Below are 15,640 nucleotides of genomic sequence, written 5' to 3'. Positions count from 1 at the left end.
CTCACTTCTCTTTCCTCTCTTCTCTCTTTTACTACTTTTCAATAGAAATCGTAAACCGAACTGGCACAACAGGTTTTTCATCGAAGGAACGTAATTTTTTAATGGCATCTACTACTTCTAGACCTTTGGTGATCTTACCAAAAACAACATAATTTTTATAATAGGCCTTTGCTTCTTCTGTATTTGTAACGATAAAAAATTCTGTTGGTGACGACGCTTTTTCCGGATTACCTTCATCGTACCTAGCCATGGCAATAGTTCCACGAACAGGCTTTAAATCATCAATGTATTCAGCAGGAACAAGATAATCTAAGCGATCGAAATACTCTCCTCCCCCTTGCATTCCAGAATCATAAATATTTCGGTAAAAATAGCGATCCTTAAAATATCCCATCTTAACCAATCGAATAAAATTAATTCGATGCAATGGTGTCCTATTGTCAAGCTCAATGTGAACATCACCCAGCCGAGTTTCAATAACTACTTTATTTTCTGGATGCTCATTTTGTACTAAAAGCAATTGTTCTTTTACCTTATTGGGATCCAATTTCCAATTGGGTTTACACGCAATCAATACAAATACGAATAATAATGGTAGAATTTTGGACATAAAAAATGGGGGCAAAAGCCCCCAAATTTAAATAAAATTAAGCTTAGATTAAGCTACTTTTTTTCTTGTAAAATAAAGAATTGCAAAAACAACTATTAAGATACCTGGGAAAATCATGATATTACTCAATGTTGCCTGACCCGCCGCTAAATCAGCTGCATCACCTGCAAGACCGCTTGCTACAGCTACAGCCTTATTATCATCGATCCATCCACCAATGATTGGTTGGAACATCGAAGAAGAAAACATTCCAAGACCACCCATGATAGATAATCCCAAAGCTCCTGTTTCAGGTAAATTTTCAGCTACAAAACCTAACATATTTGGCCAGAAATAACAAATACCCAAAGCATAAATAAATGCAGCAAAATACAAAGTAGAACCTGACATAGTGCTCATCAAATACAAACCTGCCAATGCAAAAATAGCTGATCCTAATAATACTCCAACGGTATTAATTTTAGCAATAAGTGGTCCAGCGAAATAACGACCTACAGCCATTAAACCTGTTACTAAAGCTAAAATTAACATAGGACTAGCACCTGCTTTTGATAAAATTGGAGCAACCCATTGCTGAGGACCAAATTCAGAAATAGCTGTTAAAGCCATGCAAGCTAACATGAATAAGTATAAAGGATTCAACATTGCTTTAAAATTACCCATTGTTGAATTATCTGCCACTTTCGGTTTAGGAAATGCTTGACCAAAGAATAGGTAAGCGTAGATAACTGTTGGGATTAAAATCACCCAAATTTGTGCTTGCCATGACATAGCATTATCAGTCATGAACTTAGAAATCAAAGATCCAACAACAATTCCACCAGGGAACCACATGTGGAAACGATTCAATTTACTACTCATTTCATTTCCAGAATAAGCATCTGCAATCATAGGATTACAAGCAGCTTCTGTACAACCATTACCCAAACCAATGAATAAGGTTGAAATCAATAAAGTGTTGTAATCAACGGCATAAATAGTTAGTAAAATACCCAATGCATGAGCTACTAACGCAATTTGCATGATTAATTTAGGTCCAATTGAAGTGTAGAAAACTCCCCCTAAAATCATTGAAATCGGGAAACCTAAAAACCACATTTGATTGATGTGACCCAATTGAACATTGTCTAAATTCAATTCAGTACCTAATTGTGGTAAAATACCTGCTCTAATACTAAAAGAAAAAGCAGTCGTAATAAGCGCAAAACAACTCGCTAAAAATAGACGGTTGGCATTAACTGATTGGTTCATAAGAATTTAATTTATTATAAAGGTTTAGAAAAATACTTTTCTTGAAAAATTTAAATAATTTATTAAAAAAATCTTGTCAAAAAAACAAAAAGATTTTTAATTATTAATATTAAATTGAAATTATTTTCAAAAATATTTAAAAAACACACCGAAACATTGTCCATATTAATCAAAATATGCCCTATTTTTGTGTAAATACTAAATCTTATTAAATATGATTCAAGGAGGTACTTCCACTCTTTCAAAAAGTCGCCAAAGCCGAAAATTAAAAATGGGAATGATTGGCGGAAGTTTAGAAGCCTTTATCGGGGCAGTTCATCGCAGAGGAGCTCAGTTAGATGGGGAAATCGAATTAGTTTGTGGCGCATTTAGCTCTAGCCCAGAAAAATCAAAATTGACGGGAGAATCTCTTTATTTGGACTCGAATCGAGTATATGCCAATTATGAAGAGATGATTTTAAAGGAAAAGGAATTACCTGAAGGAGAGCGCATGGATTTTGTTTCTATCGTAACCCCGAATCACATTCACTTTCCAGCTGCAAAATTTGCCTTAGAAAACGGATTCCATGTAGTTTGTGATAAACCCGCTACCTTGAATTTGGCTGAAGCGAAAGAATTAAAAAAAGTAATCGAAAAATCAGGTTTAATCTTCGCATTAACGCACAACTATACTGCCTACCCTCTTATCAAAGAAGCCAAACATTTGGTAGACACAGGGGAATTAGGAGAAATTCGTAAAATCATTGTAGAATATCCCCAAGGTTGGTTAATTGATTTGGTTGAAGCAACTGGTCAAAAACAAGCCGCTTGGCGAACAGACCCTGAAAGATGTGGCGCTGCAGGAGCTATTGGTGATATCGGAACACATGCAGAAAATATCATTGAATACATTACAGGATTACATATTGATGAATTATGTGCTGATTTAACCATTTTCGTAGAAGGAAGACAATTGGATGACGATGGAAATATTTTGATCCACTATAATAACGGAGCAAGAGGCGTTTTGCATTGCAGTCAAATTTGCAATGGAGAAGAAAATGATTTCAATTTCCGTATTTATGGATCAAAGGCAGGATTAGTTTGGCATCAAATGGATCCTAATACCATGGTCATTAAATCGAGAGATGGTGGCAGTAGAACTATCCGTACGGGAGTTGGAAATTTATCTCCACAAACACAAGCTCATACGCGTCAGCCAGCGGGGCACCCAGAAGGATATGTAGAAACTTTCGCTAATATATATCGCAATTTTGCTTTAGCAGTAAGAGCAAGATGGGAAGGAAAAGCACAAAACCCGATTTATGATTTCCCAGGTATTGAGGAAGGAATCAATGGAATGGCATTCATTGAAAATGTTGTTCGTTCTTCCAAAGACAATCAAAATAAGTGGACAAAATTTGAAATTTAATATTAAAAATAATCATGACTAAAATTAAAGTTGGAATTGTTGGTACAGGTTTCATCGGACCTGCTCACATTGAGGCCTTGAGAAGATTGCCCAATGTGGAAGTTGCTGCACTTTGTGAAGTAACAGTTGAATTAGCTGAAGCAAAAGCAAAGCAATTAGGCATTGGCCGTTGGTACACCTTTGAAGAATTATTGAAACAAGATGATATTCAAAGTGTACACATTTGTACACCCAATTTCTTGCACTTTTCACAATCAAAAGCTGCTTTATTAGCAGGGAAACACGTTGTTTGTGAAAAACCTTTAGCAAAAGACTTGCATGAAGCTGCTGAATTAGTTGAATTAGCTGCTAAATCAGGTTTAGTTAATGCAGTTCACTTCAATCTACGCTATTATCCATTGGTTCGTCAAATGAAAACCATGCGTGAAAAAGGAGATTTGGGTCAAATATTTTCAGTCATTGGAAGTTATTTACAAGATTGGTTATTCTATAATACAGATTACAACTGGCGATTAGAACCAGATAAATCGGGTGATTCAAGAGCCATTGCAGACATTGGTTCACACCTTTTAGATATCATCGAATACATTACAGGATTAAAAACAGTAGAAGTGATGGCCGACTTTAATACGGTCCACCCTATTCGTAAAAAGCCATTAAAGCCGATTGAAACCTATTCTGGCAAAATGTTACAACCTGAAGATTATGCCGATGTTGCTATCAACACGGAAGATCACGCGAACGTTTTATTGCGTTTTGACAATGGGAATAGAGGTTCTGTAACCGTTTCACAAGTTTCAGCGGGGCGTAAAAACCAATTGAAATTAGAAATTTCTGGTTCTAACCAAACATTTGCATTTAACTCAGAGGCACCCAACGAGTTATGGATTGGTAATAGAGACAAAGCAAATCAAGTTTTGATGAGAGATCCATCTTTGGCCTATGCAGAAGCAAGAGATATCATGACATTCCCAGGTGGACACAATGAAGGATTCTCAGACACATCTAAGCAATTATTCAAAGAGGTTTATGCGGCTATTGAGCAAGGAAAACAACCTGAAAAGCCAAGTTTCCCAACTTTTGCAGATGGATATAGAGAATTATTAATTTGTGAGAAAATTTTAGAAAGTACACGCAAGCAAGCTTGGGTTAAAATATAATTGAATCAACTATGCAAACAATTAAAGGACCAGCTATATTTTTAGCACAGTTCATGGGCGATGAAGCGCCATTTAATAATTTAGATAATATTTCTACTTGGGTTGCTTCTTTGGGATATAAAGGGGTTCAGTTTCCCTCTTGGGATGCTAGATGCATCGATTTACAAAAAGCTGCAGAATCGAAAACCTATTGTGATGAAATCAAAGGGATGTTAGCATCAAAAGGCTTACAAATCACTGAACTTTCGACACATTTACAAGGACAATTAGTAGCGGTAAACCCAGCTTACGACCTAGGATTTGACGCCTTTGCACCAGATGCTGTCAAAGGAAATCCGAAAGCAAGAACAGAATGGGCGATTCAACAATTAAAATATGCTGCTAAAGCATCTCAAAATTTAGGATTGAATGCGCATGCTACATTTTCTGGATCATTAATGTGGCACACTGTTTACCCATGGCCACAAAGACCTGCTGGATTAGTTGAGCAAGGTTTTGCGGAATTAGGAAGACGCTGGATGCCTATTTTAAATACATTTGATGAATGTGGCGTTGATTTATGCTATGAAATTCATCCAGGAGAAGATTTACATGATGGTGTAACTTTTGAGATGTTCTTAGATGAAGTAAAAGGACATAAAAGAGCAAATCTATTGTATGACCCTTCGCATTTTGTTTTGCAAGCAATGGATTATAAACAATACATCGATTTTTATCATGAGCGCATAAAAATGTTCCATGTAAAAGATGCTGAATTTAATCCAACAGGAAAACAAGGTGTTTATGGAGGATATCAATCTTGGATCAATCGCGCAGGACGTTTCCGTTCTTTGGGAGATGGACAAGTGGACTTCAAAAGTATTTTCTCTAAATTAACTCAATACGGATACGAAGGTTGGGCCGTTTTAGAATGGGAATGCTGTATCAAAGATCCTGTTCAAGGTGCTACGGAAGGTGCTCCTTTTATTGCAAGTCATATCATTAAAGCTACCGAAAAAGTATTTGACGATTTTGCTGGTACTGGAGCAGATGAAGAATTCAATAAGAAGATTTTGGGACTGTAAAGGAGGTAAGAGGTAAGAGGTAAGAGGTAAGAGGTAAGAGGTAAGAGGTAAGAGGTAAGAGGTAAGAGGTAAAAGGTGGCTGAGGTTCTCGAAGCCACCTTCTATCTAATTTAATCGAAAACATAAATAAACCAAGCTGCTGAAAATAACACAACATTCTTAACAATATATTGGCCTGTTAAAGTTAATGTCATAAAAGATTGCCAAGTTTCGTTGGGCAGAAAAAATACAGGTAAAAAGGTCGTAAACATGTGACCTAACATAATCCAAAAAACTAATTTGGTTAACCGAGGAAATAACCATAAGATTCCAATCAAACATTCACCTAGTCCTAGAATCAGTAAGAAGGAATGAATTGACATAAATGGCTCCAATGTCAAATTGAACAATTTTGTCACCAAGCCTTCAGCGGGTGATACACTATACACCTTTAATAAGCCAAACCATATATAAACGATGGCAATCATTGAACGATTCATCCAAGATGCAATCGTTAGTTTGCTGAGTAATTGTTTGCTAACTAATTCCATAATGACATGGGGTTTAAAACACCGTTCGTCCATTTTTAGACGAACAGTGTAAAATTGTAAGAAAAACGAATAAGTTAAAATGATTTAAATCATCATTTTTCCTAATAAATGCTAGATTTAAAAGCGTTGAGAAATGGTTGCGGATAATAAATAATCTGCAAACGCAGCATCTCCATGCTTATTATTTGCCCAATCATTCGCACTTTTAATTCGATTTCTTTGTGTAGCCAAAGGCAATGAAACAAAAAGCATGGTATTATGATAGGTATAACTTAGGCCAGGCTCAATAGAAAAAATAAAGCCCGGGCGACGAAATCCATCACTTCCTCCGATTAAATCATAAGCTGGAATCCCTTCAATTCTAGCACCTAATGTGGCTCCGATTCCTGCTTTGGCAGAGACAACATAATTGAATCCTACCCTACCCGCATATTGATCCGCTACCGAATGATATTGAACCATTAAGTCTGTTACCGGTTTATCTGGTGCATTTTGTAAGGTTGAATTCGTATTCCGTGGATTAGACAAATAAAAGGCATTGTAGTAAATGGAAGTCCTTGTGAATAATTGTTGATAACCTTGAATTTCCAAATTAATACCAACTCCTCCATCGCCTAATTGAATTGATTGATCTACCGCTTTTTCCACAGTATAATCAGTGCCATCGGCTTTTCTTCTATGTACGACATCCATGGCATTACTATTACCCGTTGGTAATTTTATACCTAATCCAACACTAAAATTTCCTTTGGCATGTTTCAAAGGATCAAGCATCCAATAATATGCCGTTAAACGTAAATCGCCGATACCATTTGCTAGGGTTGAGAATCTTTTTTGATCGGGATTTCCTGCCAAAGCATTTCCATAATGCTCGTACATGGAAGACCTCAAGTTAAAGTTAATGGGCAAATTGGCTACCAACGAAAAACGATCTGTGAATGAATATGTAAGTCCTAAATCTAACGATTGAGAATCGTTAATGACATTATTATTTGCCGCTTCACGTTGTGGTTGATAGTCTGCTCCTACAAAATGCTTGTACGAATGTAAACTACGGAAACCTAAAGCAACTTGCCATGCACCTGGGTGCATCATTGCATTTGTATTTGTACCAGTTCCTACGGAACAACTCATGTGTCTAACTGCCACACAACCTTGACCAAAAGTAATAGAAGAGACACCTACGCATAGTAGTGCCAACAATAAAATATTTTTCATTTTTGCTTAATTTTTTTTGAATAAAATACCAGATTTCTCAAGGCATAATAATCCCTTGAAACCGATTTATCAGAAAATTAAGCTTGCCGAGGCGGCAGAAATGAATCAGATTGAAAATCTGAGGTAGATAGAATGGAATGATTGAATTTATCCTTTTCGATGGGCCATTCGATGATATAAAATACCCATCCATGAGAATTATCACAATATTCTTTCACCAAAGTATTAATCAACTTGGATTTAGGAGAACCGTTTTCGGGTTGGTCAGTCAAATGCTCTTTAACCTGATTAGCTAAATCGAAAAAATTCTCTCGAGCACTTCGATCAGCAACCATCGTGGTATATAAAGTATCATTTTTTAACCTTTGTTCGGTCATTTGATAAAACTCATCCCCACTTCTTACTTCACCTTTTACCTCTTTGGGCGCTTCCCAATCGGTATGATACGGTAATGCAAGCGGTATTTTAACAAGGACAGTTTCAGACTCTTCTAATTGAATGGAATCAAATTGATTATCTAAAATATATTTCAAAGCGAATCCACCTGCTTGATAAAGCAGCACACAAATCAATAAAAGGGATAGGGCTTTTTTCATAAAATTTTCCAAAAATAGACTATTTTTCAATAACTGTTCCTAATTCTTGGGAAATATTTTTTTGAATTTCTTTCAATTGGATAAATTCCAAAAGCAATTCATTGATGGAATCTGATGCTCCATCGGCTTTATCCAATAAATTTAATACGTCTTGGAGTTTTTGATCATTATAGACTTTACGTAATCTCAAAACATTTTTGTAAGCCAAATCTTCCAACATTTCGTCTTCTCTACTGACCCGTATTTCATGTTTATCCTTCCATAAATCAGACAAATTATGTTTCTCTGAAGCAAAATCAATCGCAATTTTTTGAATTTCTTCCTCTGGGTGGTGCAAGAAATATTCTGGATTTACCTGTTTATTTTGACGAATTTCTTCTCGACAAATGGTCAGTATTTGTTGATAAATCGGTAATTGAAAGTCAGTATCCTCCAACTCGTCAATCATATATTGTGTCAAGGTCAATCCCGGTGCCGCTTCGGAATTAATCTCCAAATGCCCAAAATTCATAATTAAACGAATACATTCGGATTCCTGATAGAAAGCCAAATTTTGAACTTGTGGTGGACTTTCATGATCGGTTGGTTCAAAAAGTCCTTGAAGTTCTTGGTATTCCTGAGCGGAAAGTTGTTTATTGGCATCTCCTTGTTGGGAAGAAGATTTCTGTTTTAAACCTTTGAGATGAATCTTGTTTAATTCAGCTATCAGCACATCTTCCTCCAAACGCATCAAAGAAGCTGTTTTTTGGATAAATAGACTTCGCTGAATGGCATCTGGAATTTTTGAAATGCTTTGAACCATTTCTTTGATCAATTCTGATTTCTTGAATGGATCATCCCCCGCCTCTTTCATAAACAAATTGGCTTGGAAAGAAATAACATCCTTTGCTTCTTTTTTGATGTAATCTAAAAAAGCTTCACTACCAATTTTACGAACAAAACTATCTGGATCATTTCCTTCAGGAAAGACAACTAAATTCACTTGCAATCCTTCTTCCAAAATCAAATCCATTCCACGCAGGGCAGCCTTTATTCCTGCATTATCACCATCATAAAGTACAGTAACATGCTTGGTAAAACGGGCAATTAATTTGATTTGATCAGTGGTCAATGAAGTACCTGAAGAAGCCACAACGTTTTTTATACCTGCTTGATGCAAAGATATCACATCAGTATATCCCTCTACCAAATAACAAACATCCAGATTTCGGATTTCATTTTTGGCTTGCGCAATTCCATAAAGTATGGATGATTTATGATAAACCTCCGTTTCTGGAGAATTCAGGTATTTAGCTTGTGAGGACTTACTCGCATCACTTTTTAATATTCTTGCACCAAAAGCAATGACCTTCCCTGAAACATTATGAATGGGAAAAATAACTCGATTTCTAAATCGATCATATACTTTACCTTCCTCATTTCTCTGCGTGACTAAACCTGCTTTTTCAATGATTTCCTGAGAATAACCTTGTTTCAAGGCAGTTTTAACAAACAAATCCCAAGACTCAGGGCTATATCCTAAATCAAAGGTTTGTATGGTTGCATCAGAAAAACCTCTTTCTTTAAAGTAGGGCAATGCGATGGATTTACCTTCATCCGTTGCATGTAATTGATTTTTAAAAAACTCTTTGGCATATTCCAAAATGATAAATAAGCTTTCACGCTCATTTTGACGATTCATCTGATCGTCCGTCATTTCTTCTTCTTGAATTTCTATGCCATATTTTTTTGCCAAATGGCGAAGGGCTTCTCCATAGCCAAGGCCCTCAATGTCCATGATAAATCGAACAGAATCACCCGCTTTACCACAACCAAAACATTTGTAAATCCCTTTGCTTGGGGAAATAGAGAAAGAAGGAGTTTTCTCTCCATGAAAAGGGCAGCAAGCCCAATAGTTCGCTCCCTTTTTCTTAATAGTTACATAATCCCCTATGACATCAGCCACAGCAGCCGTTTGCTTGATTCGTTCGACGGTTTCGGGATCAATTCTCATCTTATAATAATAAACCTGCTAAAGTAGCTGATAAATAACTAGCTAAAGTTCCAGCAATCAAGGCCTTGAAACCTAATTTTGCTAAATCGCTTCTTCTTGAAGGGGCTAATTCACCAATTCCACCAATTTGTATAGCAACAGAACTAAAATTAGCAAAACCACACAAGGCAAAACTTGTAATTGCTACAGTTTTAGGATCAAGCGTTTGTTTAAGTTTTACCATATCCAAGTATGCCACAAATTCATTCACTACCATTTTCTTACCCATTAAGGCACCTGCTACTTCTACATCTACTGCTGGCACTCCCATTGCGAAAGCAAAAACAGAAAATACTTTTCCTAAGATTAAATTCATCGATAACGTTGGCATTCCGATTAAATTACCAATATGTCCCAAACCTAAATCCACCAATGCGATTAATGCAATAAATCCAATTAACATGGCAATAACATTCAAACCCACTTTTAAGCCTTCACTAGCTCCAGCTGCAATGGCATCTACTAAATTAGCATGGGATTTTTGAATTTCTAATTTCACTTCACCATGCGATTCTGATTTCACCGTTTCAGGAAACATAATTTTTGAAATAACTAATGCTCCTGGAGCTGCCATCAAACTTGCAGCCAGTAAATAAGCTGCTGGCACACCCAGAGAAATATAAACAGCCATAACTCCACCTGCAATACAAGCAAAACTACCTGTCATAGAAGCCATCAATTCTGAATTAGTCATATTTTTCAAATAAGGCTTAATCATAATTTGAGCCTCCACTTGACCGACAAAAGTAGAAGCCACGTTGGAAAGAGCCTCCGCCCCACTTACTCCCATTAACCAATGTACCCCTTTTCCTAAGACAGCTACAACCCTTTGTAATACACCTAAATGGTAAAACATATTGACCAAAACTGCGACAAAAATGATGGTCGGAACGACTTTGAAAAAGAAAATATATTCATTTCCTGGTCCAAAAGCCTTGGCCATTAAACCTCTATCTACTAAAGAACCAAACACAAATATCGCCCCTTTATCCGCCTGTCCTAATAAAGTATTGATTGAATCCCCTAACCATTGAAACGTTGCTTGACCCACTTCTGTTTTTAAAATAAAAACGGCTAAAAAAATCTGAAGCAATAAGCCAACGCCAACTGTTCTGTAATTGATTGCCTTTCGGTTATTGGACATTAAAAAAGAAACGCCGAGAATTAGTATAATCCCTAAAAGGCCTGTAAATCTTTCCATATTAAGTATTGGTGTAGGTTAATTTTTAGTTTCTAGATTGTGTGTATATTGTGCAAAGTTAATTTCTTCTACTAAATCCGTTTCATTTAGATGGTAAAATTCTTCATGAATGTTAAATGGCTGCTCACTTAAAACTTTCCAATAAGTTCCGTCTTCTTGCATTTCATAAGAATTGACCGTATCTCTCAAATTCCATTCCAAAATAGTCGTAGCTAAATTTCTAGCTCTTGGATTTACTAATTCAAACAAAGATTCAATTCGGCGGTCAAAACTACGTACCATTACATCGGCAGAGCCACCATAAACCTTGGGAACACCTGCATTGTGGAAATAATATAAACGGGTATGTTCTAAATAATTTCCTACAATAGATTTAATAAATATATTTTCAGAAAGTCCTTTTCTCTGAGGTTTTAAGCAGCAAACTCCTCGAATGATCAATAGTACTGGCAAACCTTCTTCAGAGGCATCATATAAGGCTTCAATCACCTTTTTATCTTGCAAAGAATTTATTTTCCAACAAATACCTGCAGGTAAACCCTCTTTTAAATTCTTCACTTCTTGCTCAATCATCTCTACCAAACGATTACGCATATCTCTAGGTGCCGTAATTAAATGCTCATAATGCGTCGGCATTGAATGACCTGTAATTACATTGAAGAACTCAGAAATATCTTGGGTAATTCGAGAATCGGTCGTCAACAATCCGATATCTGTGTACAATTTAGCTGTATCTTCATTGTAATTACCCGATGACAAGTGAGCATAACTCATTACATGCGAGCCTTCATTTCGAATTACTTGCAATAATTTCGTGTGTGTTTTTAATCCTGGAATACCATAAATAACGAAACAACCTGCCTTTTGCAATTTGGTCGCTTCTCTGATGTTATTTTCTTCATCAAATCGGGCTTTTACCTCGAAAAGAACCGAAACGTGTTTACCTTGTTCCGCCGCTCTTAATAAAGCATTACTAATTCGTGAATGCTTAGAAATACGGTATAAAGTGATTTTTATAGCCAATACATTCGGATCATCCGCTGCTTGTTCCAATAACTGAATAACCGGTTCAAAATTATTGTAAGGATGGTGCAGTAAAATATCTCCACGACGAATCGTATCAAAAATATCATCAATTTTGATGGACTTTAATCCCAATGGAGGAACAACCGCATGTTGACTCGGTAATTTAGCTTTAAATTCAGAATGCTTTAAAATTTGCCAAAATGCCGTAAAATCTAAAATAGAAGATTTCACAAAAATGTCGGACTTTTCTAAAGACCAACGCTTCAACATTTCTTCTAACAAATATTCGGAATGATTTTCTTCTACTTCAACCCGCGTTACACGACCTAATCGGCGATCTTTGATTTTTTTCTTGATTTCATCTACAAAGTCCGTTTCCGCATCTTCATGCTCAACCACATCGAAATCGCCATTTCGAGTAATTCTAAACAAAGAGGAAGATTCTATTTCCACATTGCGGTATAATACCTGTAAATGGTGACGAATTATTTCTTCAATAGGTACAAACAAAACTTGATCTTCCCTTTCGATGATATAAAACCTCGCCAAATTCAATGGAATTTGAACGAATGATATTTTATGGTCTTTATGAGATTTATTTTTGGGATTTTTCTTATCTGAATGCCCAATTGTAACGACCCCAAAAATCAATGTTTTAGCTAATAAACTTGGAAATGTATGCGTATGGTCAAAAACCATCGGCGTCAACATTGGGTAAATTGTTCGATGGAAATAAGTTTCCACTTCTAACATTTCCTCTGAATTTAAGCTATCTAAATTCGCTAAACTTAATCCATTTTCAGGAAACAAAGGCAATATTTCTTCACGAAACAAGCGGTGTTTTTCTTTACTAAATTCTTGCGCTTCGGCGATTAAAGTATGCTTAAATGGCATCAATGTGAGCCCAGAATAATCTGTACGCTCTTTTCCAAAGTCAATGTAATTATACAATGAACCCACACGAATCGTAAAAAATTCATCCAAATTTGAAGCCGTAATAGCTAAAAACTTCAATCGATCAAACAAGTTTTTGGAAGTATCCCTAGCCTGATCCAACACTCTTTCATCAAACTTCAACCAGGATAGGTCACGTGAAATAAATTTAGACTTAGCGATGACATCTTGCGATTTCTGCATCGATTTATCTATTTTTTTTCCCTGTTCCCGAGGAGCCATTAAATTTATTTTCCAATTTTTAGGACGTAAGAAAGACAAAAGATTCCCTTTTTGGGAATCTTTTTTGCCTAAATCTTCTAAATTTTCATTCAAATGACTCATAAATTAAGCATTAAATTGTTGGTCTTTTATTGCTTCGTAATCGGAGCCTAATCGCCCAATTTCATGCATCAAATACTTTTGTAATTCAATATTAAATAAACGTTGATCTTCAATAGACAAAGAAGCATAGTAATCTTTCAATTCTTGATTAATTGCTAATTTATCTGATTCTGTAGCAGCGTTAATAGCTCTTACATGATACGATTTGAAATCAAAATCCATCCTCTAAACGTCTACTTTTGCGTATTTAGCATTCTTTTCAATAAAGTCTCTACGTGGAGCAACTTCATCACCCATCAACATAGAGAACAATAAATCAGCTTCTATCGCAGAATCGACTGTCACTTGTTTTAAGGTTCTTGATTCTGGATTCATGGTTGTTTCCCACAATTGCTCTGCGTTCATTTCTCCCAAACCCTTATAACGTTGAATACCTACGCTTTCTTCTTTACCAGCACCTGCCAATTCACGAATTGCTTCATCTCTTTGTTGTTCAGTCCATACATAACGAACTGCTTGACCTTTCTTCACTTGATAAAGTGGAGGTTGAGCAATGTAGATATAACCATTATCCACTAACTCTCTCATATAACGGAAGAAGAAAGTTAAAATCAAGGTACGAATGTGACTACCGTCAACGTCCGCATCGGTCATGATTATGATTTTATGGTATCTTAATTTATCAATGTTCAAGGCTCTTTCGTCTCCATCCTTTCCGAATGAAACACCCAAAGCAGTGATCATATTTTTAATCTCTTCGTTTTCGTAAATACGATATTCTTGCGCTTTCTCCACATTCAAAATCTTACCTCTCAATGGCAAAATTGCTTGAAAAGCTCTATTTCTTCCTTGCTTGGCAGTACCACCCGCCGAGTCTCCCTCGACAAGATATAATTCACAAACATTCGGATCAGAATCTGAACAATCGGCAAGTTTACCTGGCAATGAATTAGAACCTAAAACCGTTTTTCTTTGAACCATCTCACGAGCCTTACGAGCTGCGTGACGAGCTTGAGCGGCAAGAATCACTTTGGCTACAATCTGACGTGCCTCTTTTGGATGCTCTTCTAACCAAGCCTCCAACATATCTGACATGGCTGCAGAAACAGCTCCAGATACTTCTCCGTTTCCTAATTTCGTTTTCGTTTGACCTTCAAATTGAGGCTCAGCAACTTTCACCGAAATAACAGCCGTTAAACCTTCACGGAAATCGTCTCCTGCGATGTCAATTTTTAATTTTTCTAAAGCACCCGACTTGTCTGCATAATTTTTAAGCGTACGCGTCAATGCACCTCTAAAACCCGCAACGTGAGTACCTCCTTCTATCGTATTGATATTATTGACATAAGAAACCACATTTTCAGAATATGAAGTATTGTACATCATAGCCACTTGAACAGGAACCCCATTCTTATCGCCTTCCATGTAAATAGGCTCTGCAATTAATGCTTCACGAGTGGCATCCAAATACGTAACAAATTCTCTCAAACCACCTTCTGAGAAAAACTCCTCCGATTTTGGCTCACCGTTCTCATCTAAATCACGTAAATCGGTTAAAACAACACGAATACCTGCATTCAAGAAAGATAATTCCCTTAAACGACCAGCAACAGTTTCATATTTATATTCAGTTACTGTAAAAATCGAATCATCTGGTTTGAATAAAACAGAAGTTCCAGTTGTATCTGCTACTCCAATTTCTTTAACTGGATATTGCGGTACACCTATTTTATATTCTTGTTGGAAAATTTTACCTTCCCTACGCACTGTCACTTTCAAATCGGTCGACAAGGCATTCACACATGACACACCCACACCGTGCAAACCTCCAGAAACCTTGTAAGTATCTTTATCAAATTTACCCCCAGCGTGTAATACAGTCATTACAACCTCTAAAGCAGAACGCTTTTCTTTGGTATGCATTCCTGTAGGAATACCACGACCATTATCTTCTACCAAAATAGAATTATCGGTATTGATAGTCACTTTGATTTTATCACAATGGCCAGCCAATGCTTCATCTATCGAGTTATCAACTACCTCCCAAATTAAATGATGTAAACCTTTGATACCGGTATCACCGATGTACATGGAAGGACGTTTACGAACCGCCTCTAAACCTTCTAATACTTGAATATTATCTGCACCGTAATTTGCCCGATCTTGAGCTGCTGAATCTTGTGCTTCTGACATAATTTTGTATAAATTGTTAATTGGAAATACTATTGACTATACCCATGCAATAGCATTTTATATTTTTAAA

The 15,640-nt window shown here is 36.4% G+C and carries 13 protein-coding genes; 3 read left to right on the top strand and 10 right to left on the bottom strand.

The annotated features are described in order from the left end of the window. Positions 1 to 31 precede the first annotated feature (31 nt). Together V7S79_RS09275 and V7S79_RS09270 are read right to left on the bottom strand one after the other, a co-directional pair. Entirely contained in the window at positions 32 to 610 is a 579-nt protein-coding gene (locus V7S79_RS09275; RefSeq protein WP_459490304.1) for a peptidylprolyl isomerase, read from the bottom strand. Positions 611 to 658: 48 nt separating this feature from the next. Continuing rightward, positions 659 to 1,861, bottom strand: coding sequence for an MFS transporter (locus V7S79_RS09270; protein WP_459490303.1), 1,203 nt, complete (start codon positions 1,859 to 1,861; stop codon positions 659 to 661). 271 nt (positions 1,862 to 2,132) lie between these two features. Between V7S79_RS09270 and V7S79_RS09265 the strand changes: the two genes are divergently transcribed. Genes V7S79_RS09265 through V7S79_RS09255 form a run of 3 tightly spaced genes read left to right on the top strand, consistent with a single transcriptional unit; the run spans position 2,133 to position 5,496 of the window. Then, the gene (locus tag V7S79_RS09265; protein WP_459490417.1) at positions 2,133 to 3,272 is read left to right on the top strand and encodes a Gfo/Idh/MocA family protein; all 1,140 of its coding nucleotides are present in this window, start codon (positions 2,133 to 2,135) and stop codon (positions 3,270 to 3,272) included. Between the two features lie 14 nt (positions 3,273 to 3,286). After that, a complete protein-coding gene (locus V7S79_RS09260; RefSeq protein WP_459490302.1) occupies positions 3,287 to 4,432 on the top strand; it encodes a Gfo/Idh/MocA family protein in 1,146 nt (381 codons plus the stop codon). Between the two features lie 11 nt (positions 4,433 to 4,443). Next, positions 4,444 to 5,496, top strand: coding sequence for a sugar phosphate isomerase/epimerase family protein (locus V7S79_RS09255; protein ID WP_459490301.1), 1,053 nt, complete (start codon positions 4,444 to 4,446; stop codon positions 5,494 to 5,496). A gap of 110 nt (positions 5,497 to 5,606) precedes the next feature. On the opposite strand, the gene V7S79_RS09250 is transcribed toward V7S79_RS09255, so the two are convergent. The 8 genes from V7S79_RS09250 to gyrB all read right to left on the bottom strand — a co-directional run bounded on the left by V7S79_RS09250 (position 5,607) and on the right by gyrB (position 15,570). Beyond that, on the bottom strand, positions 5,607 to 6,026 hold the full coding sequence (locus tag V7S79_RS09250; RefSeq protein WP_459490300.1) for a hypothetical protein: 420 nt from the start codon (positions 6,024 to 6,026) through the stop codon (positions 5,607 to 5,609). 117 nt (positions 6,027 to 6,143) lie between these two features. Next, positions 6,144 to 7,244 (bottom strand): hypothetical protein, encoded by a 1,101-nt coding sequence (locus tag V7S79_RS09245; protein ID WP_459490299.1) that lies wholly within the window; start codon positions 7,242 to 7,244, stop codon positions 6,144 to 6,146. A gap of 77 nt (positions 7,245 to 7,321) precedes the next feature. Continuing rightward, entirely contained in the window at positions 7,322 to 7,840 is a 519-nt protein-coding gene (locus V7S79_RS09240; protein ID WP_459490298.1) for a hypothetical protein, read from the bottom strand. Positions 7,841 to 7,859: 19 nt separating this feature from the next. Continuing rightward, entirely contained in the window at positions 7,860 to 9,833 is a 1,974-nt protein-coding gene (gene dnaG / locus V7S79_RS09235) for a DNA primase (protein ID WP_459490297.1), read from the bottom strand. Between the two features lies 1 nt (position 9,834). Then, a complete protein-coding gene (locus V7S79_RS09230; protein ID WP_459490296.1) occupies positions 9,835 to 11,073 on the bottom strand; it encodes a NupC/NupG family nucleoside CNT transporter in 1,239 nt (412 codons plus the stop codon). A gap of 18 nt (positions 11,074 to 11,091) precedes the next feature. Then, complete coding sequence (gene ppk1 / locus V7S79_RS09225) at positions 11,092 to 13,377, bottom strand: polyphosphate kinase 1 (protein WP_459490295.1); 2,286 nt, start codon at positions 13,375 to 13,377, stop codon at positions 11,092 to 11,094. Between the two features lie 3 nt (positions 13,378 to 13,380). Continuing rightward, positions 13,381 to 13,599, bottom strand: coding sequence for a hypothetical protein (locus V7S79_RS09220; protein WP_459490294.1), 219 nt, complete (start codon positions 13,597 to 13,599; stop codon positions 13,381 to 13,383). Positions 13,600 to 13,602: 3 nt separating this feature from the next. Then, positions 13,603 to 15,570 carry a DNA topoisomerase (ATP-hydrolyzing) subunit B gene (gyrB, locus tag V7S79_RS09215; RefSeq protein ID WP_459490293.1) on the bottom strand — a complete coding sequence of 656 codons (1,968 nt, stop codon included), beginning with the start codon at positions 15,568 to 15,570 and terminating at the stop codon, positions 13,603 to 13,605. Positions 15,571 to 15,640 lie beyond the last annotated feature (70 nt).

This window comes from Aquirufa sp. ROCK-SH2, assembly GCF_054558315.1.
Note: the sequence above shows the minus strand (reverse complement) of the source record. Positions and strands in the feature narration are given on the sequence as shown.

Coding starts and splice junctions, on each gene's coding strand:
- V7S79_RS09275 (WP_459490304.1), bottom strand. CDS start 610: ATGTCCAAAATTCTACCATTATTATTCGTATTTGTATTGATTGCGTGT.
- V7S79_RS09270 (WP_459490303.1), bottom strand. CDS start 1,861: ATGAACCAATCAGTTAATGCCAACCGTCTATTTTTAGCGAGTTGTTTT.
- V7S79_RS09265 (WP_459490417.1), top strand. CDS start 2,133: ATGGGAATGATTGGCGGAAGTTTAGAAGCCTTTATCGGGGCAGTTCAT.
- V7S79_RS09260 (WP_459490302.1), top strand. CDS start 3,287: ATGACTAAAATTAAAGTTGGAATTGTTGGTACAGGTTTCATCGGACCT.
- V7S79_RS09255 (WP_459490301.1), top strand. CDS start 4,444: ATGCAAACAATTAAAGGACCAGCTATATTTTTAGCACAGTTCATGGGC.
- V7S79_RS09250 (WP_459490300.1), bottom strand. CDS start 6,026: ATGGAATTAGTTAGCAAACAATTACTCAGCAAACTAACGATTGCATCT.
- V7S79_RS09245 (WP_459490299.1), bottom strand. CDS start 7,244: ATGAAAAATATTTTATTGTTGGCACTACTATGCGTAGGTGTCTCTTCT.
- V7S79_RS09240 (WP_459490298.1), bottom strand. CDS start 7,840: ATGAAAAAAGCCCTATCCCTTTTATTGATTTGTGTGCTGCTTTATCAA.
- dnaG (WP_459490297.1), bottom strand. CDS start 9,833: ATGAGAATTGATCCCGAAACCGTCGAACGAATCAAGCAAACGGCTGCT.
- V7S79_RS09230 (WP_459490296.1), bottom strand. CDS start 11,073: ATGGAAAGATTTACAGGCCTTTTAGGGATTATACTAATTCTCGGCGTT.
- ppk1 (WP_459490295.1), bottom strand. CDS start 13,377: ATGAGTCATTTGAATGAAAATTTAGAAGATTTAGGCAAAAAAGATTCC.
- V7S79_RS09220 (WP_459490294.1), bottom strand. CDS start 13,599: ATGGATTTTGATTTCAAATCGTATCATGTAAGAGCTATTAACGCTGCT.
- gyrB (WP_459490293.1), bottom strand. CDS start 15,570: ATGTCAGAAGCACAAGATTCAGCAGCTCAAGATCGGGCAAATTACGGT.